Annotated in this window: 21 protein-coding genes and 2 pseudogenes; 1 reads left to right on the top strand and 22 read right to left on the bottom strand. The window is 45.0% G+C overall.

The window, feature by feature from the left end; all coding sequences use genetic code 11:
- Window positions 1–8: 8 nt before the first annotated feature.
- The 4 genes and pseudogenes from L9W92_RS12645 to L9W92_RS12660 all read right to left on the bottom strand — a co-directional run.
- Window positions 9–107: pseudogene (locus L9W92_RS12645) on the bottom strand (manganese catalase family protein); the annotation flags it as partial.
- Window positions 108–134: 27 nt separating this feature from the next.
- Window positions 135–425 carry a spore coat protein CotJB gene (locus L9W92_RS12650; protein ID WP_240084116.1) on the bottom strand — a complete coding sequence of 97 codons (291 nt, stop codon included), beginning with the start codon at window positions 423–425 and terminating at the stop codon, window positions 135–137.
- A gap of 17 nt (window positions 426–442) precedes the next feature.
- Complete coding sequence (locus L9W92_RS12655) at window positions 443–661, bottom strand: spore coat associated protein CotJA (RefSeq protein ID WP_240084117.1); 219 nt, start codon at window positions 659–661, stop codon at window positions 443–445.
- Window positions 662–994: 333 nt separating this feature from the next.
- A complete protein-coding gene (locus L9W92_RS12660) occupies window positions 995–1,135 on the bottom strand; it encodes a hypothetical protein (protein WP_240084143.1) in 141 nt (46 codons plus the stop codon).
- 63 nt (window positions 1,136–1,198) lie between these two features.
- Here L9W92_RS12660 and L9W92_RS19190 point away from each other — a divergent pair, with 63 nt between their 5' ends.
- Window positions 1,199–1,354, top strand: coding sequence for an IS3 family transposase (locus L9W92_RS19190; RefSeq protein WP_286725645.1), 156 nt, complete (start codon window positions 1,199–1,201; stop codon window positions 1,352–1,354).
- A gap of 174 nt (window positions 1,355–1,528) precedes the next feature.
- Here L9W92_RS19190 and fdnG read toward each other — a convergent pair whose 3' ends face one another.
- The 18 genes and pseudogenes from fdnG to L9W92_RS12755 all read right to left on the bottom strand — a co-directional run bounded on the left by fdnG (window position 1,529) and on the right by L9W92_RS12755 (window position 25,977).
- Complete coding sequence (gene fdnG, locus L9W92_RS12670) at window positions 1,529–4,612, bottom strand: formate dehydrogenase-N subunit alpha (protein WP_240084118.1); 3,084 nt, start codon at window positions 4,610–4,612, stop codon at window positions 1,529–1,531.
- A gap of 585 nt (window positions 4,613–5,197) precedes the next feature.
- On the bottom strand, window positions 5,198–5,536 hold the full coding sequence (locus tag L9W92_RS12675; RefSeq protein WP_240084119.1) for a hypothetical protein: 339 nt from the start codon (window positions 5,534–5,536) through the stop codon (window positions 5,198–5,200).
- 806 nt (window positions 5,537–6,342) lie between these two features.
- The gene (locus L9W92_RS12680; RefSeq protein WP_240084120.1) at window positions 6,343–7,467 is read right to left on the bottom strand and encodes a radical SAM/SPASM domain-containing protein; all 1,125 of its coding nucleotides are present in this window, start codon (window positions 7,465–7,467) and stop codon (window positions 6,343–6,345) included.
- A gap of 772 nt (window positions 7,468–8,239) precedes the next feature.
- Window positions 8,240–9,475 (bottom strand): molybdopterin molybdotransferase MoeA, encoded by a 1,236-nt coding sequence (locus L9W92_RS12685; protein ID WP_240084121.1) that lies wholly within the window; start codon window positions 9,473–9,475, stop codon window positions 8,240–8,242.
- Between the two features lie 158 nt (window positions 9,476–9,633).
- Entirely contained in the window at window positions 9,634–10,845 is a 1,212-nt protein-coding gene (locus tag L9W92_RS12690; protein ID WP_240084122.1) for a molybdopterin molybdotransferase MoeA, read from the bottom strand.
- Between the two features lie 245 nt (window positions 10,846–11,090).
- Window positions 11,091–11,945 carry a hydrogenase iron-sulfur subunit gene (locus L9W92_RS12695; protein WP_240084123.1) on the bottom strand — a complete coding sequence of 285 codons (855 nt, stop codon included), beginning with the start codon at window positions 11,943–11,945 and terminating at the stop codon, window positions 11,091–11,093.
- A 32-nt stretch (window positions 11,946–11,977) separates the two neighbouring features.
- On the bottom strand, window positions 11,978–15,076 hold the full coding sequence (locus L9W92_RS12700) for an FAD-dependent oxidoreductase (RefSeq protein WP_240084124.1): 3,099 nt from the start codon (window positions 15,074–15,076) through the stop codon (window positions 11,978–11,980).
- 44 nt (window positions 15,077–15,120) lie between these two features.
- Window positions 15,121–15,279: a hypothetical protein gene (locus L9W92_RS12705; protein ID WP_240084125.1), complete on the bottom strand. Its 159-nt coding sequence runs from the start codon at window positions 15,277–15,279 to the stop codon at window positions 15,121–15,123.
- A gap of 64 nt (window positions 15,280–15,343) precedes the next feature.
- Window positions 15,344–16,495 carry a (Fe-S)-binding protein gene (locus tag L9W92_RS19195; RefSeq protein WP_240084126.1) on the bottom strand — a complete coding sequence of 384 codons (1,152 nt, stop codon included), beginning with the start codon at window positions 16,493–16,495 and terminating at the stop codon, window positions 15,344–15,346.
- A gap of 27 nt (window positions 16,496–16,522) precedes the next feature.
- Entirely contained in the window at window positions 16,523–17,062 is a 540-nt protein-coding gene (locus tag L9W92_RS12715; RefSeq protein ID WP_240084127.1) for a 4Fe-4S dicluster domain-containing protein, read from the bottom strand.
- Entirely contained in the window at window positions 17,049–19,019 is a 1,971-nt protein-coding gene (locus L9W92_RS12720) for an aldehyde ferredoxin oxidoreductase N-terminal domain-containing protein (RefSeq protein WP_240084128.1), read from the bottom strand. The genes L9W92_RS12715 and L9W92_RS12720 overlap by 14 nt, the downstream gene beginning before the upstream one ends.
- A gap of 319 nt (window positions 19,020–19,338) precedes the next feature.
- Entirely contained in the window at window positions 19,339–20,169 is an 831-nt protein-coding gene (locus L9W92_RS12725) for an Mrp/NBP35 family ATP-binding protein (RefSeq protein WP_240084129.1), read from the bottom strand.
- A gap of 433 nt (window positions 20,170–20,602) precedes the next feature.
- A pseudogene (locus tag L9W92_RS12730) lies at window positions 20,603–21,449 on the bottom strand (alpha/beta fold hydrolase).
- Window positions 21,450–21,495: 46 nt separating this feature from the next.
- Window positions 21,496–21,705, bottom strand: coding sequence for a hypothetical protein (locus tag L9W92_RS12735; RefSeq protein ID WP_240084130.1), 210 nt, complete (start codon window positions 21,703–21,705; stop codon window positions 21,496–21,498).
- Between the two features lie 27 nt (window positions 21,706–21,732).
- The gene (locus L9W92_RS12740) at window positions 21,733–23,397 is read right to left on the bottom strand and encodes an FAD-binding protein (protein WP_240084131.1); all 1,665 of its coding nucleotides are present in this window, start codon (window positions 23,395–23,397) and stop codon (window positions 21,733–21,735) included.
- 29 nt (window positions 23,398–23,426) lie between these two features.
- Window positions 23,427–23,954 carry a gamma carbonic anhydrase family protein gene (locus L9W92_RS12745; protein WP_240084132.1) on the bottom strand — a complete coding sequence of 176 codons (528 nt, stop codon included), beginning with the start codon at window positions 23,952–23,954 and terminating at the stop codon, window positions 23,427–23,429.
- A gap of 59 nt (window positions 23,955–24,013) precedes the next feature.
- The gene (locus L9W92_RS12750; RefSeq protein ID WP_240084133.1) at window positions 24,014–24,640 is read right to left on the bottom strand and encodes a UbiX family flavin prenyltransferase; all 627 of its coding nucleotides are present in this window, start codon (window positions 24,638–24,640) and stop codon (window positions 24,014–24,016) included.
- 71 nt (window positions 24,641–24,711) lie between these two features.
- Complete coding sequence (locus L9W92_RS12755) at window positions 24,712–25,977, bottom strand: benzoate/H(+) symporter BenE family transporter (protein WP_240084134.1); 1,266 nt, start codon at window positions 25,975–25,977, stop codon at window positions 24,712–24,714.
- Window positions 25,978–26,162: the final 185 nt, after the last annotated feature.

Here is a 26,162-nt window from a genome sequence, read left to right on the forward strand (position 1 = left end):
AACCATAAGTCCGGCCCGCCGTATTGAGTAATAATCACTTTAGCCAGTTTGGGATTGGGACCGGAAACCCTTACCGGGTATTCTAATTTTTTTTGATAAACCCACATCAATTAATCCCTTCCTTACGTCAAGATTTACATTTCCCAAGGCCAGGGGGAGTTGATCCACTGCCAGGGGTACTGACTGGTAGCCATTCCGAAATGAAATAGCGGGCCACAGTATTGCTCATATGCCTCAATACATTTTCTTAACTGGGGTACAACCGAATTGTATAAGTTCAGAGCCTGCTGGTCATCCGGATGTGTATCCAGGTATAAGTTCAATTCAATGGCAGTAAACTCCAATTCCTGTATCTTCAAAAGCAGTTGCATTTGTTGATTATACACATTTTCGGTTTTTACCTTGTCTTCTTGCTTATTATCCATTTGATTCACCTCTTCATTTAACCTGGATAAGGAGATACCAGTTCGGGGAAAAGAGTACCATGCGCTAAAGCTTCTGCCGGGCTAAAGACCTGCCCCATATGCTGCCAGGGAACATAGGCGCGGGCTAATTGTAACGGTGGCATCGCGCCGCCGGGGTAGGATAGTTTATCTGGAATTCCCGGCATATTCGGTGCAGGGGGGTAATTTAACGACTGACGATATTGATTAAAATACATGGAAAAACCTCCTTGCAAAGTTAATTTATCTTATGAATGAATCACCTAATTTGTACACATCGCAACCCGTGGTGTTATTTGGTAATATGTATTTAATTACTCTAACGCTGAACCAATATTCTTTTAAATACGTCTAAAAATAAAAAGAGGGCAATAAATAATGAACAAATATTTATTACATGAGTTAAGCAGTTCTAGGTAAATAACACCGGTCCCACAACCGTAAAAGATGAGACCGCCTTTACCAAGGGTAGAGAGTTTTGCATAAACAGCTCGAAGTAATACCTTCGGGTTGACCTTCTTATATTGCTCTTTATGTGATGTCGGATCAATTCAGAAGGGGAGAATCAGATGTAAAATCAGCATCTTTGGTTCTGGCAGGGATAGCCATAAAATAATAAGGGGATGACCATAACAGTCACCCTCTTTATCCCCGGCAGAACCCTGCCAGGCGCTCGGGTTGCTCTCCAGCATTGCCCTTATCCTCCTGATAGGAAAGATCCATTTATAGCTTGCCCGTTACAGCGGAATCAAACCATTTACTATACATCCTTTTTCGGAGCGGAGCAACGCCTGTTCGAATATATTGAGCTGTTCTATAACCGGAAACGAATCCACTCGACGATTGGCTATGTTTCCCCGCACCAATATGAACGTATGTATTACAACAGCCATGTTCAGGCAGTATCGTAGGAGACTTTACATGGAGTGGTGGGCATGATAGGCTGTTTGCCACGCGATGTTGCTTCTACCAAACCATCGCCCTATCGCGGGAAATCATGCCCACAGAGGCTCCATGTCAAGCCGACGTCTTGCAGGCGCTAAAATCCTTTTTTCTTTTGTGTCTACTTTCTTGACATAATACCATTATGCTTTTCTAACGTTGCATAAAAAAGCTTTGTATTCGGGAACAGCGACGTTAGGACAAGCAACAAAAGGTGTTAATTCGTTCCCAATGGCTCCCTGGGATAATCCCATGAAGCCCCAGCTCCATGGCAAGGAAACAATTTCTATGGGACTGCCGTTTACATTTAAAGGTTTAACAATCGGTAAAACATTGGCCTTTAATTTTATTTCCGACCGGGCGCTGCTTACAATTATGTCATCTCCAGGTTTTATTCCCAGCTTACCGGCTAAAGTTGGCGATATGGTGGCAAATTCTTCCGGCATCAATTCTACCAGCATGGGGCTGTATCTGGTTCTTACCCCGGTTTGATAATGTTCAATGTAATGGACGGTGGTAGCCACGTAAGGGAACTCTTTGCTGCCGGTTTCGGCCAATTTAGCAAATTCGCCTTTCCATCTATAAGCCACAGGGTTATTTTGCTGCTTACTCATTAAATTTTTCACCGGACTTTCCACCGGTTCATAGTGTTCCGGCATAGGACCTTCTTTCAAGCCGGAAGGAACAAAAAAGCGTGCCTGCCCTTCAGGAAGCATAATAAAAGGAGCATTGGCTGTCTTTTCCGGTGGTATCGGCGCTTTTGTAGTCGCGTCCGTGATGCCGAAATCGGGAACATCGTTGGTAATCCACTTTGTTCCGTCCCAGGCCATCAAGGCTTTATCCTTTTTCCATGGCCGACCGGCCGGGTCAGCCGAACAACGGTTATAAACAATGTGCCGGTTCAAAGGCCAGACAAAGGTCCATTTCGGATATACACCAAGCCCGCTTTTATCCTCCGTGCCGTGCCTTTTGGTAGCGGGCACCTTTAACAACGGGTTCTGCTCTTGGGGGTCAATGTAATAATAACCAGCGTAAATCCATACACCACAGGCAGTAGAACCATCATCTTTAAGGTCGCCAAAAGTACCTAAAACCCGACCGTCCGCCACATTATAACCGTTCATTTCAATCGCTATTTTTTCTATATCCGGCTCGTCCTGTCCCGGCTTATCATAATTCCAAACCATGTTTAAAATAGGATCAGTAAATTTGCCGCCGCTCCGGTATTCCTGGCGGACAGCTTTAAATATCCGGTCAGCAATCCAGAGATCGCTTTTTGCCTCGCCGGGCGGTTCAACAGCCTTCCAGCGCCATTGAACATGGCGTGAACTGTTTGTTCTCGTGCCTTCTTTTTCGTAAATGTGAGCTGCCGGCAACAGGAAAACTTCGGTTTTTATATCCGCCGGGTTTACTCCCGGACGCTTCCAGAAAGCGGCTGTTTCGTTTTCAAATACATCAACGCAGACCATCCATTCCGCGTTTTCCAGGGCTTTGACCTCGTGTTTAGCATCCGGCCCGGCTACGGAAGGATTTTCAGCCCAGCAAAAGACACCTTTAATTTCTCCTTCTGCCAGGGAGGCATAGGAAGACATGTGGGAATGGTCTTTCCCGTCTGATTTAGGCAACCAGTCATAGCAAAAGTCATTTTCTTTGGTGGCTTTTTCCCCGTACCAGGCCTTGAGCAGACTGGCCAAGAATTTGGGTTTGTTAGACCAGTATCCCGCCTTGGGCGTTTCCACCTCCAGGTAGTCTTTATACGTGGGATGTTTTGTCGCATCGGGGACATTAAGATAGCCCGTAATATTATTCCACAGCATCCCCATGTCACAGGCGCCCTGAACATTTGATTGCCCCCGTTGGGGGTTAAGGCCGCCACCGGGCATGCCTACATTGCCCAGCAAGAGTTGCACCATGGTGGTTGCCCGTGTGTTTTGAGTTCCGTAACTGTGCTGGGTGATTCCCAGTACGTAAATTAAATTGCCTGCTTTATCCGGTTTTCCCGACTCGCAATAAGTAGAGTAAGCCTTCCGTAAAATATCTTCCGGTGTTCCCGTGACTTGACTGACCGTTTTTATGTCGTACCGGGAAACATGCTTTTTCATGATTTGCCAGACGCACTGGGGATCCTGTAAAGTGGGGTCCTTTTTAATATTATCGCCGTCTTTTTGGTAAGCCCAGCTTGCAGTGTTATAGGATAGTTTGCCGTCTTTTTCCTCTAAACCGGAAAAAACACCATCCGCAAAATTATAATCAGGACTGATTAAGTAAGAAGCGTTGGTATAGTTATTCACATACTCATGCTGGTAAAGATCATTTTCAATGGCGTAGTTTATCAGACCGTAAAGAAAAGCAATGTCTGTCCCCGGACGCAAAGGAACGTAAATATCCGCCTGGGACGCTGTTTTAGTAAATCTCGGGTCAACGACAATGATTTTGGCTCCTTTTTCCTTGGCCTTGCCAATGTGACGCATGGCCATGGGGTGAGCTTCGGCCGGGTTGGATCCAATAATTAAAAATATGTCTGTATTTTTATAATCAACAAAACTATTAGTCATTACTCCCCGACCAAATGTATTAGCCAGACCGGCTACGGTTGGGGCGTGTCAGAGACGGGCGCAATGGTCAAGATCAACCACACCCAGGGATCCCCGCATGAGCTTATTTATTATATAGTCCTCTTCGTTATTAATATTAGCGCTGCCCATCTGGCAGATGGCCATGCAGCGGTTAACCGTGACACCTTTACCGTCTTTTTCTGTAAAGTGTTCATCCCGGGTCTTTTTTACCCGCTTGGCGATTTCAGGTATAGCCCAGTCCCAGGTTTTTTCTTCCCACTTGGTGCCGCCAGGGGCACGGTAAAGAACCTTCGTTAACCGATTCGGGTTGGGCACACGCTGACGATTTTTATCTACAATGGTATAGACATCCGTGAGAGCCATCCCTTTGGGACATAAAGACCCTTCGTTAATAGGACTATCAGGATCCCCTTCAATAAAAACCACCTTATCGTTTTCTGAATGAACAATAATACTACAACCACATCCACAATAAGAACAGCCAGAAGCAGTTTCTTTGGTTTTCTTTAATTTTAAAGGACCCAAATCAAAACTATGCAAATTTTCTTCAGCTAAAGCAGGTGTTGCGCTGACTCCTTCAAGTAAAGCCGTTCCGGCCGCGCCTACTCCCAAATACTTTAAGAAATCACGGCGGCTAATACCTTTTTTCATATTAGTTAATAGTAACCTCCTTATACTTTAGAATAAACCAATAAGTAGTTCTTCAGGCATTCCACCTCTTTTCCTCAAAGTTCTGAATTTATTGATTTTATTACGTATCTACCGAAACTGCCGAATAAATATCTCTCAATTCAGCCAGTTCCTGGGCATTTTTTTGTTGAGCGATCCCCTTCCCAAATCTGTAGCTGCTCAGTCCTAGTTTGACGATGAGGAAGATAATGGCAATTGGCTAGGGGCGTTTACGTATCCTTCACGAAAAGCCATAATATCCAGATGGACCGTGTAAATGTTTTCACAAAATACATCAGCAGTGCCGTCAATTTTCTTCTCGTCGATTGTTTTGATATATCCGGAACAATTTTCACAATAATAAATTCCGGTATTTGTCTTCTCCTTCGACTTTTAAAAACTGTGATTCCAGGCTTGCGCAATATGGGCAACCCAGGCGTTGAAAACGCCACTTAACTTCGCATAATCCACAATATAAATACCTTTTTGTCATTTTCCTTTTTCAACAAGGACAGGCTGGGCCTGCCTCCACAAACAGGGCATGTGCTTTGCATCCATTCTTCAAGGTTATATACCCGGTGAAGTAATTTTCCCGGACTGTTTCATCAAAGGCTTAACCGTATGGGTTATCAAGAAGCCGAATATCTCAGGTGAGACATCGTTTTGGAGAAGAGCAAGCAAATTTGCCCCGGGTTTAAATAATACTTTGTCAACAAATACTTCCCTGTCAGACGCGTTTAACGGAAGAGCCGACAACACCTGCCGGCATTCGGTTTCCAGGTAAGGGTAATGCGCTATAATAATTTCACCAATCTTTTCTAAAAGAACGAAAAAAAAGTTGGTGTCCACCTTGGGAGTGCAGATATTTAACAGAGGGATTCTATTTTCCTGTGCGTAATTTATCATCTGTGATCCGGGCTGAGCATAAGTAATGCTTTCTTCAGGCAGTGAATCTGGGACAATCTATTATAGAAGTCAATAAGTACTTGTGGTGTTATATTGCTGTTTATATTTTTTCTCCCCCTATCTCCTGAAAAAAAACTTCACTAAACTCACAAAATAAATGCTTCGCTAAACTCACGACAAATTCCTGCTAAATGAACTGTTTTAGATATAATTTTTTATTTATAATTTATTTTTCAAACAAGGAGAAACGTACAAGCTTTCCTTGATCCTGGAGCGCAACTTCAAGATCGATGTTCTCTATCGTGCCAGAGCCCAGGAAGGGGACAGCAAAACAAACCCCTCTTATCAAATATTTAGATTATAGTGCGCCTAGTAACAGCTTTGTAAGCATGCGGTTATTTTAGTGGTAATCCGTCTAATAACCAGCGGAATTCCTAGTAGTAAATTTTTACCATATTGCCCTGATTTGCCGGCCATTTAAATCACCCCGCTCCAGGCGGCGATAATTATAGAATTTGTAAAAGGGTTAACCTTTATGGGGATTTACCTCAGAACTGTAAAAGAGTTACTTATTATGGGGGAATTATAAATAGAATGTTAACTCAAGCCAATTGTTTCTCCCAGGGCGCATGAGAAAGGGATGTTTTTTGCTTCACTTTTCTTGAAATTTGTAAAGGCCAGCTCAAACTCGCCGAGAGTCAGAGTCTGGCCTAATTCATTTTCTTTAAATCGGTCAGCGGAAAGTTCAACATTATATATGGAATAAGAATAATCAATAAAAGGAAAAATAACCCATAGTTGTTCATTCAATATTCCATGATTGGTTTCGATTTTACGTCGTTTTTCATTTTATCCAAATGTCTTAATCTTGGGATTATTTCTTTATGGAGTTCACATGCGACAGATTTCCCTGACGCGGTGCCGGTCAACAACATTTTATCATGCGGACATCCTCCCTGACAGGCGGTCCTGCATTCACACTCCCTGCATTCATCCGGGAGATCCGGTTTTGTAAGGTCATAATGAAATGCGCTGCATTGCAATATACTTAAAGGATCCTCGTCAAAAATTGTTCCGGTTTTAAATGAATGGTCTCTGATACAGGGTCCAACCGTCCCGTCGGGATATACCGCGGCAAGTCTTTTCCCGCAAATATATGGAGAAGATTCAAAATCCCACGCGGGAATTAAAGTATCCAGCAGGAAGGTAGTATGGACATCGTATTCCTTAATAATATAATTTTCCAATAAGTCACACAATTCATGATATCTCTTTAACAATCTTTGTTTGTATTCCGCATCCGTCCCTCTGTATATATCCTTTTGGTATCTTAAACGGTACCCATTTTCTATCCCGAATCTTGTTATATCAAGAGCTCTCTCCAAGTTATAATCGTCCATTGTGGCTACTATTGTTTGATTAATTACATTTGACCTTTCACTGATTATCTTCATCCTTCTGGATAGTTCCTCAATACTAATGTCTGTAATATTTGTGTATATCCATTGGATATCTTCAAGATCATCCCAGTTCACGGAATCAATTAAATCACCATTTGTATAAAGATACCCCTGCATGCCGTCAGTGTTTTTATAGACTGAATCCATAACCTTTTTAATTCTGTCGGTCCTCAATAATGGCTCCCCACCAAGAAAACCAACGGTGTTCACTTTAATGTTATTAACTCTCCAGACTTCAGGAATCCACTCCAGCAATCTTGAAAATGTATTTTCATCCATTTCCATTTTATTATCATCACCGACTTGATTAAAAGCATAACAATATTCACACCTTCTTGTGCACTCGTATGACAAAAATAAGATGAACCAGAAAAAAGGAAGTTTCGCCCAACCGCCTTCTCCCTGCAATCTTCCATCTTCTTTAGAATACATTCTTTTTAATTGTTTGACATGTTCTGTTTGTCTTCTCATATTTCTATTCCCTAGCCTTTCTTTATTCTTTCTAATTAACAGGTTGGAATCAATTCATTTTAACAATAAACCGGGGCACCATCATCTTCACAAAATTATAAAAGACAAACAATAGCAGAAGTCAACTAAAAAAGGTGGTTTAATAACTGCAGAACTACATCTTCCAAGCGCTACATTCAGAAACTTTTCTCTGTTTTTCAGGATGAGGGCGAGGACGACCACGAAAATATTGCCTTTCCTTCTCCCCTCCTTTCTCACATAGAGCAGTCCTCCCTCAACGCAGGCCGTATTCATGTCCCTGAAGTCTTGCCTGACGCGACCGAGATACTTACTGTGACATATTTGTCGTCAAGCATGCTTATTTAATCAGGCCTCTTTATTGATCACAGGGATAAATTTTCTCTCTCAACTAGGGAGCATGGCGGACATTTTATATGAATGGCGGCTATACACATAGTTTACTATTACCATAAGTTTACTATAGCATCCATGGTACCTGATGTCAACATACTTTAGATGTTACCTCCTAAACCAACATAAGATAAAGCCTAGTTTTCCTTGGTATGACAGGGTCAAAGGAAAATAGACCCTGTATAACAGGAGAGAACCAAGACGATCTTGTGGCAAGAACCGGAGGGTTCGTCTGATTTCGTCTGATGCGGTGGAATATGAGCAACGCGAAATTTAATTGGAAACACCGATGCGAGGTTCCATGTCAAGGGCGCGGCTGCGGCTCTCTTTCGATATCGGTCGAACATGAAAAATGGGCAATTTATATCTCCTCATGCTCAATCAATTGAATCCGCACTTTTTCTCCCGCTTTTACTTTTGTATTTTCCGGAATTATGATCAGACAATTTGCGTCCCTCATTGAAGTTAGCACGCTTGAATTTTGATTACCAGTTGTTGAAACATAAAATTCATTATCTTTAATAGTAGCATAGCCTCTTAATAGATTAACCCTGCCCGATTTCTTATTGATATCTTCTTCAAGAAATGCGTTAACGATTGGCTTTAATATCCTATTGGCACCCATTAATCTTAGTAATGCAGGTCTCACAAATTGAATGAACGATGTAAGCGTGGAAACGGGATTTCCCGGCAGGCCGAAAAACAGTTGATTATCTTTTTTCCCAAAAATCACCGGCTTGCCTGGTTTAACATTAACCTTTTCAAATTGTATTTCAACATCCAGAGCAAGATAAATATCTTTAACAAAATCGTACCTTCCCATTGATGCGCCGCCTGTGGATATTACGACGTCAGATTTTAAGGCTTTTAAAAATATTTCCTTCATATCTTTCAAGGTGTCTTTAGCAATGCCTAAACAATATGGGATGGCGTTATATTTTTTTACTTCCGAGTATATGGTATACGCATTGACGTTCCTGATTTGACCGGTTCTGATCTCTTCTCCTATATCGGCTAATTCATCGCCTGTAGAGATAATTGAAACAATCGGCTGCTTATATACTTTTACCGTGTTATAGTTCAGCGACGCAAGGATACCTACATCCACGGAACTCAACCGGTCGCCTTTGCGCAGCACTTTGTCTCCTTTTTTTATATTCTCCCCTGCAAATCTGTAATTTTTGTATTTAACTGTTTCTTGAAATATATTTACATAACCGTCTTCTTCTGCTGCATCTTCAAACTTAATTACCGCATCAGCGCCTTCCGGCATCGGAGCGCCGGTCATTATTCTTATCGCCGTTCCTCTTGAAACTTTTTTGCCGTTAACAGATCCGCCCGACTGTATTTCTCCTGTAATTTGAAGTTTTATCGGGTGATTTATTGACGCCCCAAGCGTGTCTTCTGCGATTACAGCATAGCCGTCCATTGCAGAATCATCCGCGGGAGGTATTATTATATCCGATACAATATCCTCATATAAAACACGATTGCATGCTTCCATGATGGAAATGTTTTCGCAGGTCAGAGGGCTGATAGAATTTAAAATAATTTTTAGCGCTTCTTCAATGGATACCGCTAGATTATTATTTCTCATTACAGTGAAAACACCTGCCTATATTTCTTACTATAATATTAATAGTTTTACAGAATTAGCTATTGATTCGCCGTGTGTGACACTTGCTACTATTACGTCATTGTCCATTGCGAGACAATATCCTAAATAAGCATGACAGGGTTCTTCAGCCTGAACGCCTAAGTCAGCAATTGAACATAAATTACCGATCCTTCCTGGAGATAATCTTGTCCTTCAGGTATTGACGCCACTGCCGTGGCCTCAGCTATGGAACTCAAGCGGCTGCGTTTTTTCATTGGATGAAAGGTCGGCAACCCTTCATCATGTTCAAGAGTGCCGAAGAAAAAATCAGTCCAGTCGGACTCACCTTCCCCGATTTCAGAGGCTAGCCTGGCATTAATCATGGGCAGACCCGGTTTTGCATGACCGGAAAGGGTTTGTAGACCAGGCAAAGCGATTTGTAGGAAGCCCATCAAGTTGGAAGGTGGTCCGCCGGCCAGAACAAATACAGGTTTTTTATCAAGCATGCCGAAGCCGACTGCCTTGCCGGGCCCCATGCGAATCCGGTGATATATCTCTTTCCATCCAAGCTTTTCAAGGACCTGTACCACCATGTCGCGGTCTCCCATCCACGCCCCTCCGCTTGTTATCACGGCATCCGTTTCTTCGGAAAATATCTTCAAGGCCCTAAAGATGGCATCAGGATCATCCTTTACAATTGTCATGCGGGTCTTCATTTTATATTTATTGCACCAACCTGCTAAGGTAATAATATTGCTGGCATAGAGCTCACCCTCTGCAAGGGGTTTACCCGGTTCGACAATTTCATCGCCAGTCCCGATAATCCCCACAACGGGATTTCTAAAGACAGGGATCATACTGTGCCCTGCCGCGGTAAGGAGACCCGCTATAACAGGAGATATTTTTTGGCCTGTCCGAAGGATACATTTCCGTAACGCAACATCGCTGCCGCACCGGAGGATATTCTTGGGTTCAGCAAAGGCCTCTATCAGCACCTCATTGTCTATCAGTTTCACAAATTCTTCAGCCACTACGGCATCGGCGCCGGTTGGTATACGGGCACCTGTCAATACTCTCACCGCTGTCCCCGGCTTGACCTGAATATCCTTTTCGCCGCCTGCGGCTATAGAACCCAAGACACGCAGCCGGACAGGGTTTTCAACAGTTGCCTCGGCTACCTCATGGCTTAACACCGCGTAGCCGTCTTTACGGGAGGCATCCATGGAAGGGGAGTTCACTAGGACATAGAGATCTGATGCAGCTACACGGTCAACACTGTCAACCAAGGTTACGTTCTCAGTAGAAAGCGGTTTTATGCCCTCCAGGGTCAAATGCAACGCCTCTTTTAGGCCGAGAGACATGTCTTTCATGGCAACCTCCTATTAGAAAGGTGTAGTTAGTGTTATGTATTTTTTTAAAAGTATGCACATGATCCTTGTCTCCTTCCTGTTAGATAATAGATGAAATACACGGTAGTGTCAACCTGATTGTATAATTTCTTAAAGAACGGCAAATTGGGACACACATTCCTCTCTTCATCGTTCTTAATGAATGAGAAATAAATATGACCCCGCAAAATCGCGGGGCCTTTGCATGCAAATCGTAATCATATTCTTTAACTAACTTCCGCTTTCTCTTTACCCTTTCTGACTACAGTTCTCTCTCCTTCAGGAAGAGGAGGCGGAACAGGCTCGCCGGCTTCAATTTTCTTGATCGCGCTGAAGCGGGGCGGGCAGCCTGCGATGCAATTTCCGCATCTTATACATTTCTCCTGATCAATTACGTGAACTTGTCCCTTGGCGCTGATAACCGCCCCCACGGGACATCTCCTGGCGCATGTCATACAGGCCTGGCACTTATCCGGCTCAATATAGTACGAAATTTTTTCATTAAATAACTTGTCTATTTCTTCACTTGTGAAATACTTGTCACATTCTTCCGGGTCTTCCGGGTTCACTTGAGGCACTCTCAGCTTCTCGTTCATCATCACTTTAATATACGGCACTAACTTTAAAACTTTTTCAACCCTGGAAATTAGTTCTTCCTTGTCTATCCCTTCACTTACAGCAAATGGCCCTATTTCCTTAATTTTCTTATTAAAGTCATTAACATGCTCGGCATAAAGGTTTCCTTCACTGCCGGACATAACTCTCATTCTTAATCTCTCGGGGTTCAGCCCTATGTGTTCCATTATTTTTTTGGTTAGAAGCGTCATGTTCAGCGCATGGTAATTCCCGCCGGTACTATAATTACAATCATTAAAATGGCAACCGCCGATAAACACCCCGTCCATTCCTTTTGAGAAAGCTCGGAGCACATGTGCCATGTCGACCCTACCGGAACACATGACGTGAACAAGTCTCATTTCAGTTGAATATTGTAGTCTGGAAACTCCAGCCAAGTCAGCAGCGCCGTATGCTCACCAGTGGCATACGAAACCTATTACCTTCGGTTTAAATTTTGTACTCATTCGCTCTCACCTCCCTATTAGTGATCAAGGTTTTATTCCGCAACCATCGCGTCAATTTGGCTCGTGATCTGATCATCGGTAAAGTGCTTTAACTGTATTGCCCCTGTGGGACACTTTGCGTTACAGAGGCCACATCCTTTACATAGAACGGGATTTACTGTAACCTTCTTGCCCTGCCGTGTCTCTTGAACCGCCAGGGAGCCATACGTGCAGACTGAGGCGCATGCCCCGCACCCCATACACTTCTTCTCATCCACCTGGCAGACAGAGCCGGAGGCTATGACTATATCATGTGAGAGAAGCGTTAAAACCCGGCCGGCGGCCCCATAAGCCTGGTTAATCGTTTCCTGCAAAAACTTGGGATAGTGAGCCAGCCCGCACAAATAAACGCCTTCCGTGTTAAACTCAACAGGTCTTAATTTGACATGGGCTTCCTTGAAGAAACCGTCCGGGCTTAAAACCACCTTAAATTGTCCGGCTAATTTATTAGTTTCTTCCGAGGGAACAATAGCGGCGGCCAAAGCAAGCACATCAGCATCCAATTCAATCTTATTCCCTAAAACAAAATCTGTTACGGTAACCTTCAAAACCGGCTTGCCCTCATCCGACTCGCCAGGTTCCACCACGGGCTTATCGTTCTCCTCATAGCGGATAAACCTAATATCTTTACTTGCCGCTTCCCTGTAATAATCCTCTTTTAATCCATAAGTTCTGACATCCCTGAAGAGGATGTATATATCCATCTCGGGATTTATCTCTTTTAATTTCAAAGCGTTCTTGATAGACTCGCTGCAACATATCCTGCTGCAGTAATTTCTGTCTTCATTTCTACAGCCGACACACTGGATCATCACGACACTTTCGGCATTAGCGACCTTTTCGTCTCCTGCGTGGATCCGCTCCTCCAACTCAAGGTGGGTCATCACCCTGTCATCTTCTCCATACAGGTATTCGTCAGGTGTGGACAAATCAGCGCCGATGGCGATGACAGCCGCGCCATGCTTAATCTCCGCGACCCCTCTGGAAGACTTCACCGTCGTTACGAAATTCCCCACATAACCGGTGGCATCAGTGATTACGGCATTGGTATAGACATGGATTAAGGGGTGCTGATAAATCTTGCGCTTAAGATCTTGCAAATATTCCTGAACATCCATTCCATCCAGGGTGGAATGAACTCTGCGGGTGATCCCGCCAAGGTCCGAATCTTTTTCTAACAAGTAAACCTCGTGTCCCTGGTTGGCTATGGAAAGGGAGCAACTCATGCCGGCTACACCGCCGCCGACCACTAACGCCGCCTTGTTTACGGGCAGTTCAAACTCCTGCAACGCCTCCAAGCTGCAAGCCCTTGCCACCCCCATCCGGATTAAGTCCCTGGCCTTTTCTGTGGCTACTTCCTTTTCCTTCGAGTGGACCCAGGAGTTATGCTCCCGAATGTTAGGCATTTCAAAGTAATATTGATTGATGCCCGCCTCCCGGACGGTATCCCGGAACAACGGCTCCAGGGTCCTGAGGGAGCAGGCGGCAACAACCACCCGGTTGAGCCCTTTTTCTTTTGTCACGTCAGTTATTTCTTTAGCGGAGTTGGTAGCGCATGAAAACAGCTGCTCCTGAGCGTGGACAACATAGGGTAATGTTTTGCAGTATTCAACTGTGTCAGGAACATTTACTACCCTTCCGATGTTAGCCCCGCAATGGCACACAAAAACTCCGATCCGCGGCTCCTCTGCGGAAACATCCCTTTCCTCCGGGTATACCCTTTCTATTGAAAGCTTGCCCCGCCTGTAGTCGAGCAGTTCGCCGATTTGGGAGCCGGCCCCGCTGGCACTGAAGACCGACTCGGGAATATCAATCGGACCCTGGAAGCCTCCGCTTACAAAGATACCCCGCCTGTTGGTCTCCATCGGGTTGGCTGGATTGAGCTTGCAATATTGATGAGCGGTAAGCTCAATTCCAAATTTTTGGGCCGTCTCCTGCGCGCCGACGGGAGGATTCAAACCGATGGACAATACCACCATATCGAATTCTTCTTCTTTTACACCATCATCGGGCGTAGAATAGCGGATGGTGACATTTTTGGTTACCGGGTCCTCTTTTACTATTGAAGTGTAGCTTCTGATAAACCGCACTCCGGGAAGGTTATTGGTCCGATCGTAGAAGCGTTCAAAATCCTTTCCGTAGGAACGAATATCGTTATGGAATATCGTACACTCCGCGTCCGCGTCATGATCCTTGGTCAAAATCACATGCTTCTGGGCATAAGTGCAGCATACAGCCGAACAATAGCTGTTGCCACCCTCGATCACCTGTCTGGAACCCACGCACTGAATCCAGGCTAGTTTATGGGGATGCTTTTTGTCGGAAGTGCGCAGGATCTCTCCCGAGTACGGCCCGGTGGAGCTCAACAGCCGTTCGAAGTCCATACTGGTGATCACGTTCTGAAACTCTCCGTAGTGATATTCCGCCCTGACCTTGGGATCATACGGCTCAAAGCCGGCGGCCAGAATCACTGCCCCGACATTCAGATCCTTTGTTACCGGCGCTTGTTTTAAATCAATGGCGTTATTTTTACATACTCCTACGCATATCTGGCATTTATTTTCTTTCAGGTAAAGACAGCTTTCATCAATATATGCAACAAGCGGAATCGCTTGCGGGAAATAGATATGGACCGCTTTATTCAGCGATATTTCCTGGTTAAACACATCAGGGTACTGCACCGGGCAGTACTCAACACAGGTGGTACAGCCAGTGCACAGATCCTCTATAATATACTTGGGCTTTGTAGTTACCGTTACCTTAAAGTTGCCTGCTTCCCCGGCTATACTGTCAACTTCAGTATAGGTGAGAACTTCAATATTTGGATGCCGGCCGACCTCGACCAGCTTAGGCGCGAGTATTCACATGGAGCAGTCATTGGTGGGAAAGGTCTTGTCAAGCTGGGCCATATGGCCCCCGATGCTTGGCGCTTTTTCCACCATGTAAACCTTAAAACCAGCAGTAGCAAGGTCAAGAGCGGCTTGAATACCGCTGATCCCTCCACCAACAACCAATACGTCTCCAAAATTGCTGGCTCCAGGACTTGCACAAATTTGCTGAATTTTTTCTTGCAGCAATTGTTCTTCTCCCACTTTTCTATCACCTCACCAGGTTTTATGTTCCTGTACACTCCGGGTTAATCATACTTAATTTTTTGAACATGCAAGCCGTTCCGGGCGGGTAAACACGCCAGCCGGCTGCCGCGGGCCTGACCGACCAGGGCAATGCCCATACGGGCGAGCCACCACCAGCAGGTTTCTGGTATCGGACAGAGCTGAAGTATGCACTCCGCCACTAAGGGGATACAACTTCATGTCCGTCACGCCGCGCGTTTCCTGCATGCTTAACTTCTCCGCAATCTAGATCACCTCTTGGATAACCTCCGTAATGTCCTTAACCTGGATAACGTCATCATAGTTCAGAACCGCCCTGCTGTCCTCAAACATGGTGATGCAATAAGGACAGGCGGTAACGAGCACCTCAGACCCCACCTCAATAGCATCTTTTAATCTGATGTTGGAGAAACGGTCGGACGCATGGGTTTCCATCCAAATCCTGCCTCCGCCCATGCCGCAGCAGAGGCTTTGTTCCCGCGATTCCGCCATTTCAATCAGCTCTAATCCGGGTATCTTCTTTAAAACTTCGCGCGGTTCATCATATACGCCGTTATGCCGGCCCAGGTAGCACGGGTCGTGATAGGTGATTTTCTTGGCGTATTCTTTGCTGATCGGAAGCCTTCCTTCGTTAATCAGCTGGAATAAATACTGGGAAATATGAACCACTTCAAAGTTCGCACTGAATTCGGGATACTCGTTCTTAAAGGTGTGGTAGCAATGAGGGGAATTGACCAGGATTTTCTTTACCCCGTTATCGATGAAGGTTTTAATGTTTTCTCTGGCTAATTTTTTGAATAGTTCCTCATTGCCTGTCTTGCGGATGCTTTCACCGCAGCAATTTTCCTGGTCGCCCAGGATCCCGAAATCTACGCCTGCCTTATTGAGGACATTGGCCGTGGCTTGGGCTACCTTCTTTAATCTCGGGTCGTAGCAGAGGTAGCAGCCAGGGAAATATAGAAATTCCATCCCTTCTTCGAATGTTTTTACAGAGAGTCCTTTTGTCCAATCGGCTCTGTTTTTCCGGCTTTCTCCGAAGGGGTTGCCTTCTGCGGTAAGGCCTGCGCTTACACCGCGGACAGGCTTAATGGCGGTGGGAAAAACTCCGTATCCCGTAGCCATCCTGCGCAGTGCTTTCATGTTTTCGATCTGCTTGACGTCCCTGGGGCATATTTGTGCGCACTTCCCGCAGGTGGTGCAGCGCCAGATCTCTTCGTGTTCGATCTCTGTCAAACCGAATGCAGCCTCGCGGATGAGTTTGCGCATGCTGAATTTCCTTACTTTGTTCCAGGGACAAACTGTGTCGCATTTGCCGCATTGATAGCAGTATTTAACGGCTTCTCCGCCGTACTCTTTTATTTCACCTATGACCTCTTTGAAGGGGGCTACTGTTTCCACAATTTTACCTCTTCTTTCACTTGTATTTTAGCCCTTCTGTGTCATGCGGGCAAAGGTTTCCGCCAGTTTATTCAAGCCGTGTTTGTCCACCAGCGATTTCAATCCGATCTCTGCTTCGTCCACTTCTTCTGCTTCTTCGACTTCTTCTTCTCTTTCTTCGTAAATGAGGACGTCACTGAAGCACCACTGCACACAGAGAGGTTTTTCTTGCGGGGGCTCGTCTTCGCACATGTCGCATCTCAACGGGAGCCCGGAATCGGGCTCTTTGAACCTGTCCCTGGCTGGGCAGGCGGCTCTGCAGAAGTCACACTCGTCGTATTGTTTTTCATCAATCAGATATTTTTCTCTGCCCATACATTCTGCCGGCGCGTACTCTCCGGCGAAAATGGGAAGCCAGATGTCTTTCATCGGGTAGCGGATTACCTGTATGCGAGCCCTTGCGGGGTTAATGGAGCTGTATTTGGGTGTGGCGTGAAAAGCGGAGCAGATTAGCTCGCATGACCGGCAGCCATTGCACTTATCTGCGTCTACTGTAATTGTTTTGATCTTTTTCTTAATCTTCGCCATCTTTTAGTATCCCTCTCTTCGTCAGTTCTTCGGCAACATAATCCAAATCTAATTCGTGCAGTCTTTCTTTGGTAGGAATACCGTCGTTGTTCCACCCTTTGTATTTGTAATAGGTGCTCAGGAGTTCTTCTTCGAGTTCGGGGAATCTTCTCTTCCAGTGGTCTGCGGGCGGCTTCTCGTCTTTTCTCGACATGCCTTTCATATTGTTGTACGCTCTATGCAGGTTGCGGCTCCGGTTGACTATTTTCTTCAGTCCGGCTTCGTCTATGTCCATCCCGAGCGCTGCTGAGACTAACAGCGGGTAATTGTGGATATGGTACGGGGGCTTCAGGCAGAATGACCCCATGCCGCAGCATAGCCCGAGGGCGTCGTCGATGTTGTGCAGCATTTCCATCCAGTCGACGATTTCACTGCACATGTAGGGGGTCGGGAAAAATGGTATAGAGTTTTCTCCCCGCGGGTTCCAGTCGAGCAGGTACTGCTTGAAGTGGTCGTCGGGCAGCTGGGGCCAGTCTCTGACGAACTCTTCTCTCATTTCCCTGGTGGGGAAAGCGCCCTGAGGCCAGTTCCCTTCAATTTGGGTGATGCTGATCTTCTCGTTGGTGGTATACATCAGGTAATAGATGGGGTCCAGGGTCCCCAATTTAAGCGGTAGCTGCTCGTGCTTTTTGATGGTGTTGTGCTCGAGTGCTTCTGCTTCGGGGCCAAGCCTTTTGGCCATCCAATACAGGCCGTCGGCCATTAGGTCGCCGATGCCTTCGCGCCGGACCATTCTGTCGAGCAGCCAGTAGAATCTTCCTTCCTTATCTTTCGGGCATCCCTCAAAGTCTTTGTCGGTCAGGATGCCGGCTTCATAGAGCTCAACCGCAAAGGCCAGAATCTGCGGGGTGCCGAATCCGTCCACGCCGTATTCGGTGGCGCGCTGGGCGATCCTGAAGTTGAACTCAAGTTCGTCCACATAGGCGGCCATGGCATAGGTCATTTTGGTGAAGCATTTCATCTTGTATCTGGGTGTGTCGCGGAAGGAAATTAACGCGCCGCAGTGCTGCGGGCAGTTATAGCAACTTATTAAGCGTTTGATCGCTTCTAATTGTATCCGTGGCCATTCTTCACCGATTCTCTCATCCCAGAAGCCTCTTCTCCGGAGGCGGGAGTTCCCCCACATGAAGTTCTCGGTGTGCCACCTCTCGTCGGTATGCACCATTTCCTGCGGCGATCCGATACCGGCCAGAATGGTCATAACGCCGGGAATGGGGTTGGCGTTCCGGTACTTGATATAGTCTTGCGCTCTATTCACGTGTTCAATGAATTCGGCGCCCCGGGCCAGGTTGAGGTCTTTGGTGCCGCGCACGGCGATCGCTTTGATGTTCTTGTCGCCCATTACGGCGCCGCCGCCGAGTCTGCTGGCGCTGGACCGGCCCTGCTCGATGGAAGCCAGGAAGCAACGGTTCTCGCCGGCCAGACCGATAGCGGCCACGCAGGCGTTGGGCTCATTCAACTCCTCTTTGATGATTTCCCGAGTTTCTACTGCGCCTTTACCTTTTAAATGTGAGGCGTCACGTATTTCTACTTTGTCATTGTTTATCCATATATAAACTAGCTTCGGTGACTTGTTGCGAAAGATTACTTTGTCATAACCTGCATACTTCAATTCCGCCGCCCAAAATCCCCCCATCATCGGATATGCCAGCAGGTCTGTCTGGGGAGAAATTGTCGTAACACAGGTGCGGTTAAAGCTCATGGCAGGTGTGCCGACTAAAAGAGGAGAGCTGATAATAAATAGATTCTCAGGATCAAACGCTTTTGTTTCGGGGGGGACTCTGTCCCAGAACAACTTGACATTGGTGCCCAGTCCTCCCAGGTGCAGTTCGGTCAATCTCGGATCGCTTTCCACCTTCTCGATGTTCCCTGTCGCCAAATCAATTTCTAAGTAATATCCTGTCTCCGCGTACCTCATTTTCAATCCCCTCTATGTCTCTTATTAGGCCCCTTTAGGTATCTCCGCTCCGCAGCCATGGCCCATTAGCTGCGCAGGTCGTTATGCTAGCTGCGTCTTTGATTGTCCACCTTTGAGATCCTTAAAACCGTTGTGAGCTTAAATATTATTATAATTTAAAAAATAATTAATAAAATAGCTAGAAAGGATGAAAAAAGCTACCAACGAACTAATCCCGGATTAATCCCTAAGGATTAAATAGTGATAGCAACTTGACAAGTATTTGTCAATTTAAGAAAATATTAATTATTCCCAAGCCCGTCAACCCGATTCATGTTATTTATTGAGTTAACTTTTCCGGGATGAAATTAATAAAAAGGTTACTGTCATATTCCTCAATCTTACCCTGATCACAAAGCTTTGAGAAATTGGGATCTACCGGTAAACCGCCGATAAACGGTATCTGGAATTTTTGGGCAATTTCTTTGCCCTGACTAGGTCCAAACAACTCAAATTCTTCGCCGCAATGAGGACAAACGGCACCGTTCATATTTTCAACCAGGCCAAGAATGGGAACATTCATAAGTTTGGCCATCTTAATCGCCTTGCTGACAATCATGACGGCAAGGTCTTGCGGTGAAGAAACGACTATCAGGCCATTTAGAGGCAGTGATTGCATAACGGTCAAAGGCACGTCGCCAGTACCGGGCGGTAAATCAACAAAAAGGTAATCAAGGTCACCCCAGGCGACATCAGTCCAAAACTGCTTGACTGTACCGGAAATTACCGGCCCACGCCAAATAACCGGGTCATCTTCATTGGGAGTCAATAAATTTAGCGACATGATTCTTATACCGTTATTGCTGTTTAAAGGTAATATCGCGACGCCGTTACTTTTTGCCATACCTTTTATGCCAAACATCTTTGGCAGGCTTGGACCGGTGATGTCCGCATCCAGCACTCCCACTGAATAGCCCTTTTTTCTACATTCGCTTGCAAGCAAAGATGTTACCGAAGACTTTCCCACACCGCCTTTTCCGCTCATTACAGCGATAACATTCTTGATATGGCTTGATTCGTTTTCAGGCAATTTTTTAATAACAGTATTGCCTTCATGACTACATCTGCTGTTTTTTTCAACATTACTAGTATGATTTAAATTTTGCTGCATTATTTTAATTCCTCCTTGGTTTCAGCAGCAAATAGAAATATTAATTACCATATAATCATAACTCAGAGTACAAGCGAAACCAAATTATATTATGGTCGGTATTTCATAACTATATATACAACACAAAATCATCAATGTCAATAATATTATGATAACAAATTTAGTAATTATAAATATTCACATCTAAGCAACCTCATAAACAATATTAGCAATAATTACCATAGACTCAATTTATCCTTCTTTTAATATTAAAATCCTTTAAGACCATTTCAATAATCAAACATTAATGTATGAATATAGATACCTGACTACCACCTTTGGACAGCCGGATTTCATTATTTTTCTTCGTTTTTCTATGCTCCCCGTTAATATTACCTCCGCCGGCATTTTTCTGAAAGAAAGCCAACAGAATAATTCAGGAGGACTATAACTTCTATCCTATAAATTGTGTCAATTCCTTGTTGAATTTATCTCGCTCCTCCCAGAACAATCCGTGACCGCTATATTCAAATGGCACAAGCTTTGAGTTTTTAATTCCTTTTTTTTTGTGCTTCAGCCAATGGGAACGGACAAATTTTGTCATGAATACCATGAAGAATTAAAGTAGGAACGCATATTTCCCCTAAATCAGAAAACAGGTTTTCGTCTCTAAGCGAGACTGCGGTTGCTGCGGTGGACCAGCCTGCTGCCTGCATTCCCAATTGAAAGAACCAGTCTGAGAAAGGTCCCGTAACATACTGGAAGAAAAACATGTCTCCAAATTTCTGCAGCATATTAGGACGGTCATTATACGTATCCAGAATAAGCTTATTTACATCTTCTTTTGCTAAACCATAAGGGAAATCAGGACGTTTGGTAAAGCTGGGAGCAGCAGCGGCAAAAAGTGCAAGTTTGGATACCCCATACCCTTTGTGACGAGCCATGTATCGAATGGCAATCGCTCCCCCCATGGAGTGGCCCCCGAGTGTGAAGTTTTGTAATTGAAGTGTTTCAACCACAAATCGAACATCGTCTGCCAATCGATCGTAGTCGTAACCTCTCCAAGGTTTATCTGAATTGCCGAATCCTCTGATATCCATTCCGATGCATCGATATCCCATATTGGGAAGCTGTTCAAACTGATATTCAAACAATCTATGGCTTGCCGGCCAACCATGTAAAAATAAGATCTGCTTTCCGCCCCCAGGGTTGAGATTTTCCACATAAATATTTACGTCTGGTTCTACTCTAATATAATATCCTCCCACACCGTTCCCTCCATCTAGTAAAGGTTTCTTCATAAGCAAATTATTCAATGCTAATAAATAGGTGATACCTATACTCTTTCTAAACTTCAATAATCGTGGTGCTTGTGCCTACCATTTTTTCGCTTCCGCATACGTAAGCAATTTTGTCCCGCCAAATTGCAATATTAGCCGGATATATTTCACCGGATAGCACATTTACCAGCGAACCACCCTTAATATAATAATCAGCCTCCCGCCTACCGGCAGACACGTCCAACAACTTTTGGAGATCTCCAGCCGTTGATGCCAAAACTACACCTCCCTGCTGGAGATCCGTCTATCGCCCCAACCGCTCTATAACTATAGATTTATTTTTCGGATTTATCGATGCGCACATTTCGAATCCTTCATTGCCTTTAATATAAGTATTTTTGACCCATTGCTCTCCACCTTCATCAGGAAAGTCCTCACGGTAATGAGCACCCCGGCTTTCTTTTCTTAAGAGAGCCGTCAACGCTACTGCTTTTCCAACTAAAAGCATATTTTCGGTTTCCAGTTTATTAATTAATTCCTTGTAATCACTTGCCTTAGTATCAGAAAGCTTTACTTTCAGTTTTTCAATATCACTAACCAGTCCGGAGAGTTCTTCGCGAGTCCGGATTATTCCGGCCTTCTTCCACATCAGATGTTGTAACCTACTACGCACTTCTTCCACTGAAAGCTGTTTTTTCCCTTCCGTATAAGATTCCAGATCTTTAATTGTTGATTGAAGGTTTTCAATACTGAAAACCTTTTTCTTGCGCCGGGTGTACTGAGCAGCGAGCCGGCCGGTGGTATCACCATAAACCCAGGCTTCGGTCAAGGCATTCCCACCCAACCGGTTGGCCCCGTGCACGCCACCGTTTACTTCACCTGCTGAATACAACCCCTCGATTCCCGTCTCTCCCCGCTCATTAACCAGTATGCCTCCCATAAAAAAATGGGCAACCGGGGCAACAAGGAAAAGCTTTTTTCTCTTCAAACCCCTGGGAATAAATTTTTGAAAACGCTTGATTTTATCCCCCGGGATGGTCGAAAGATCCATCCAGACTCCACCATTAATCCCCCTGCCTTCTTTGATCTCTTTTGCAATAGCCAGGGTTAAGGCGTCCCTCGTCATAGCCGAAGGATCTTTCAAGCCATGCCGCAGGGCAATATTTTCCCCCAGGTTATTGAGTAACCTTGCGCCTCCCCGGTAGACTAAAATTTCGTATATAACCATCGTCTTGGCAAGGGAAGGTTCAAGCATAAAAGTAGGATAGTACTGAACAAACTCCATGTCTATCAACGGGATGCCTGAACGAAATGCCAACGCATAGCCATCGCCTGTTGTGCCGGGTGCATTGTTTGTTTGGGAATAGATCTGTCCGGCCCCGCCAGTGGCAAGCACCGTGGCCTTGGACTGGATTAAAATAAGTCCTTGGCGGGCCGGATCTATAACCAGTGCGCCCGCGATGTCACTATGTTTATTGCGGCAAAGGTGAACAACAAATACGCCGGCCAGAAAATTAACACCCAAATTTTTTGCGAAGTTAAACAATGGAAGCGTAAAATCTGTTCCAAAACTTTTTTCTGTGACTACATTTCTGGCTACAGAGTGACCGGGTAACGAAACGATCCTTAATTTACCGTTATCCTTTTTTTGCAGCGGCACACCGTAACTCAATAAATTCTCCACCTGTTCTTGTGCGCCCAAAGTCATAGTACTGACCATTTCAGGCCGGTTAATCCATCTGCCTGCAACAAGTGTATCTGACAGATGCTGCTCAGGTGTATCACGTTCATCGGTAGATGCGGAAAAAGAACCGTCCGAAATAGCGGTGTTGTTTGCGCGTCCCGGACGGCTTTTACTAATCAGCAAAACTTCAGCGCCTTCTTTTCTAGATGAAATGGCGGCGCATAAACCCGCACCGCCGCCGCCTATAACCAGAACGTCCGTATTTATAATCTCTAAAACCTCCATGTCTTTACACCTCTTTTCTTTAAAATCTTTTATTCCACTTGTTCCATTCCATCCTGCAGATATTTTTTCGCAAGATCAACATAGAGTTGCTTACCCCATAGCCAAAATTCCCGGTCCCTAGCTTCTACGTCCCGTACAATATTAGCCGGATTACCTGCCACCACAACCCCGCCGGGAATAATTTGACGGTTTTTCACCACGCTTCCTTCGGCAACAATAGTCCATGAGCCGATTCTGGCATGCAGGCTTAGAATTGCTCCCATTCCAATTACTGCATAATCTTCAATATCTTCCGCATGGACTATTGCACCGTGTCCAATAGTTACATTTTCCCCAATATGGCATTTACCACCAGTAAATGCATGAATAATTACACCGTCTTCAATAGCTGTACCCGAACCCACTTCAATAGTACCATGATCACCCCTGAGTATAGCTCCAGGGCCTATATAGCAACAATCACCGATTTTAACATCACCAATAAGCATAGTAGTTTCACCTATGTAACTTTTTGCGCTTACTATCGGCATTCGCCCGGCAAAACGGTATAAAGCCATAAATTAACCCCCCGGCTAAATGAAGCTTATTCTTAAAGCTCTTCACTATAATACTCTTCTCAAGAACGAGCCACCTGACCCATTTCATTAAACTTCACCGGATGCGAGTCAACCAGAGCAACCTCACCCCACCGGCGGGTCAGGTTATGCGGTAAGCCAAACTGGTCCATCACTCGCCCGACCAGATGATTAACCAAATCGTCGATGGTAGCCGGGTGGTTGTAGAAAGCAGGCATGGGCGGGACCAGATGCGCCCCCGCCCTGTTTACTGCAAGCATATTTTCAAGATGGATCACATTTAAAGGAGTCTCCCGTGGAACCAAAATAAGCTTCTTTCGTTCTTTCAACATCACGTCGGCAGCACGGATAATAAGGTTTTCAGCCAGTCCGTGGGCTATTGCCGCCAGTGTTTTCATGCTGCAGGGGATAACAGCCATACCGCTGGTTTGGAAAGAACCGCTGGCAACCGCTGCTCCCACATTACGCAGCTCATGGCAGAAATTGGCCTTTCTGCGCACCGCCTCAACATCGTAATTTGTCTCTAAAGCAATTGTTTTTTCAGCCCAACTGCTCAAGATAAGATGAGTTTCTACACCCGTACATTCCTGTAAAGCCTCAAGCAGCCGAACACCGTAAATTGCTCCGGTAGCCCCCGTGATAGCGACTATAATTCGCTGAACATTCATGTTTGCACCCTCCTGCTCATATCGTTTAATCATTCTTGTGACATAGCCTAAAAAACCTAAAACCTGTTAACTTAGCCACGGGAACTGGCTATTCCATCCGCTTCGACAATGGGATGAAGAAAAGACTTTACGTTTTCCCTCTCAAAAATTAATGAGACGATTATACCAACCAGTAATGACCATACCGGAGAGCTGATATTGTAGATTGAAAAATTGGAGTAGGCAACGATAAACGCGAAAAAGGCTCCCATTTGAAATTTATTCTTGCTACTAAAAGCTACTTCAAACGCAGTGATAAATAAGCTTACCATTGCCAGCCCCGCTAAAACGTTGGCAACAGTTGCAGGCAAAGACCTTAAAAAAGGTACTAACAATCCGCTTATAAATGCAACAAAAACTTGAATAATCCCTTTTAAAAATCCCGCGACCCACCTGTAGTCCTTCGGCCCGGCATCATCACAAGAGGTTATCGCAGTTACCGGGCCGGCAACTGTAATACTGTGCGCCAGGAAAAAAGCGCCTATTGTTGAGCAAATACCGGTAGACGTAATCATCGCATTAACAGGCGCATCAAATTTATTGGCTGTTAGAATCCCGTAACCTTTCAAAAAGTCAGCAAGCCCCAGCAATACCAGTGGTACGCCTATGGATAATATTGCGGCAAAGCCAAAGTCGGGTTTTATTAAAAGAGGAGCATAAAATAGATCACCCATTGCCATCTTCGACTTCATGAGGTATATGCTAACAATTACGCCAACTACCAGCGCGATCGCCTGAGGCGGGATCTTCTTTGTAAAAAGTCGGCTTACAAAAAACGCTAATAATGTTATTCCAGCGCCTATATAATCCTTTTGAACCGATGTAACAATTCCCATTGCGTAACTAAACAAAGCCCCCGCAATCATTCCCATAATGATTGGTAAAGGCAAATATTTAACTACAGTTTTAATTAAACCGGTAACGCCAAGAAAAAGTAATATCAGCCCTCCAAAAATATACCCCCCGACCATTTGGTTCAATGAAAAAACTTTCATGAGACTGCCTATTACAATGATGCCAGGCAAAGAAAAGGCAATGGCTATGGGCTGCTGGTAATAAAGAGAAAAAAAAACCATTAACGCACCGCTGATAAAATAAATAGACATAAGCCATGTAACAGTCTGTTGGTCAGTTAAATGGGCTTCATTAGCAATATTGATTAATAATATGATCGGCCCGCTCAAGCTAAAAACTGTTGCGATTAAGGCTGCGGTGACATTATTGATATTAAAACTATGCGGCAGGGCTTTTAAGGATTCTCTAATCCCCGGGCCCCGTTCTAGTAAACCCTTAGACACGCAAAACCCTCCTATCTTTTATAGAACTATCCACCTTTGGGAAATTCCCAATTAAAAAAAATTGGGGGGGCGGTTCTTTTAACACCCCCCATGGGAGATCTCAGGGGACGGTGCTATATAGCCCCCTTCCGGAATTTTCGTGCCAAATTTTTATCTGTAGCTTGTTAGCAGGTATAATTTTTTGA

This window comes from Pelotomaculum terephthalicicum JT (genome assembly GCF_022410535.1).
Classification (GTDB): domain Bacteria; phylum Bacillota; class Desulfotomaculia; order Desulfotomaculales; family Pelotomaculaceae; genus Pelotomaculum_D; species Pelotomaculum_D terephthalicicum.

Coding starts and splice junctions, on each gene's coding strand:
- L9W92_RS12725 (WP_240084129.1), bottom strand. CDS start 20,169: ATGCAGCAAAATTTAAATCATACTAGTAATGTTGAAAAAAACAGCAGA.
- L9W92_RS12680 (WP_240084120.1), bottom strand. CDS start 7,467: ATGAGAAGACAAACAGAACATGTCAAACAATTAAAAAGAATGTATTCT.
- L9W92_RS12660 (WP_240084143.1), bottom strand. CDS start 1,135: ATGCTGGAGAGCAACCCGAGCGCCTGGCAGGGTTCTGCCGGGGATAAA.
- L9W92_RS12715 (WP_240084127.1), bottom strand. CDS start 17,062: ATGGCGAAGATTAAGAAAAAGATCAAAACAATTACAGTAGACGCAGAT.
- L9W92_RS12655 (WP_240084117.1), bottom strand. CDS start 661: ATGTATTTTAATCAATATCGTCAGTCGTTAAATTACCCCCCTGCACCG.
- L9W92_RS12750 (WP_240084133.1), bottom strand. CDS start 24,640: ATGAATGTTCAGCGAATTATAGTCGCTATCACGGGGGCTACCGGAGCA.
- L9W92_RS12650 (WP_240084116.1), bottom strand. CDS start 425: ATGGATAATAAGCAAGAAGACAAGGTAAAAACCGAAAATGTGTATAAT.
- L9W92_RS12685 (WP_240084121.1), bottom strand. CDS start 9,475: ATGAGAAATAATAATCTAGCGGTATCCATTGAAGAAGCGCTAAAAATT.
- L9W92_RS12720 (WP_240084128.1), bottom strand. CDS start 19,019: ATGAGGTACGCGGAGACAGGATATTACTTAGAAATTGATTTGGCGACA.
- L9W92_RS12675 (WP_240084119.1), bottom strand. CDS start 5,536: ATGATAAATTACGCACAGGAAAATAGAATCCCTCTGTTAAATATCTGC.
- L9W92_RS12690 (WP_240084122.1), bottom strand. CDS start 10,845: ATGAAAGACATGTCTCTCGGCCTAAAAGAGGCGTTGCATTTGACCCTG.
- L9W92_RS12745 (WP_240084132.1), bottom strand. CDS start 23,954: ATGGCTTTATACCGTTTTGCCGGGCGAATGCCGATAGTAAGCGCAAAA.
- L9W92_RS12740 (WP_240084131.1), bottom strand. CDS start 23,397: ATGGAGGTTTTAGAGATTATAAATACGGACGTTCTGGTTATAGGCGGC.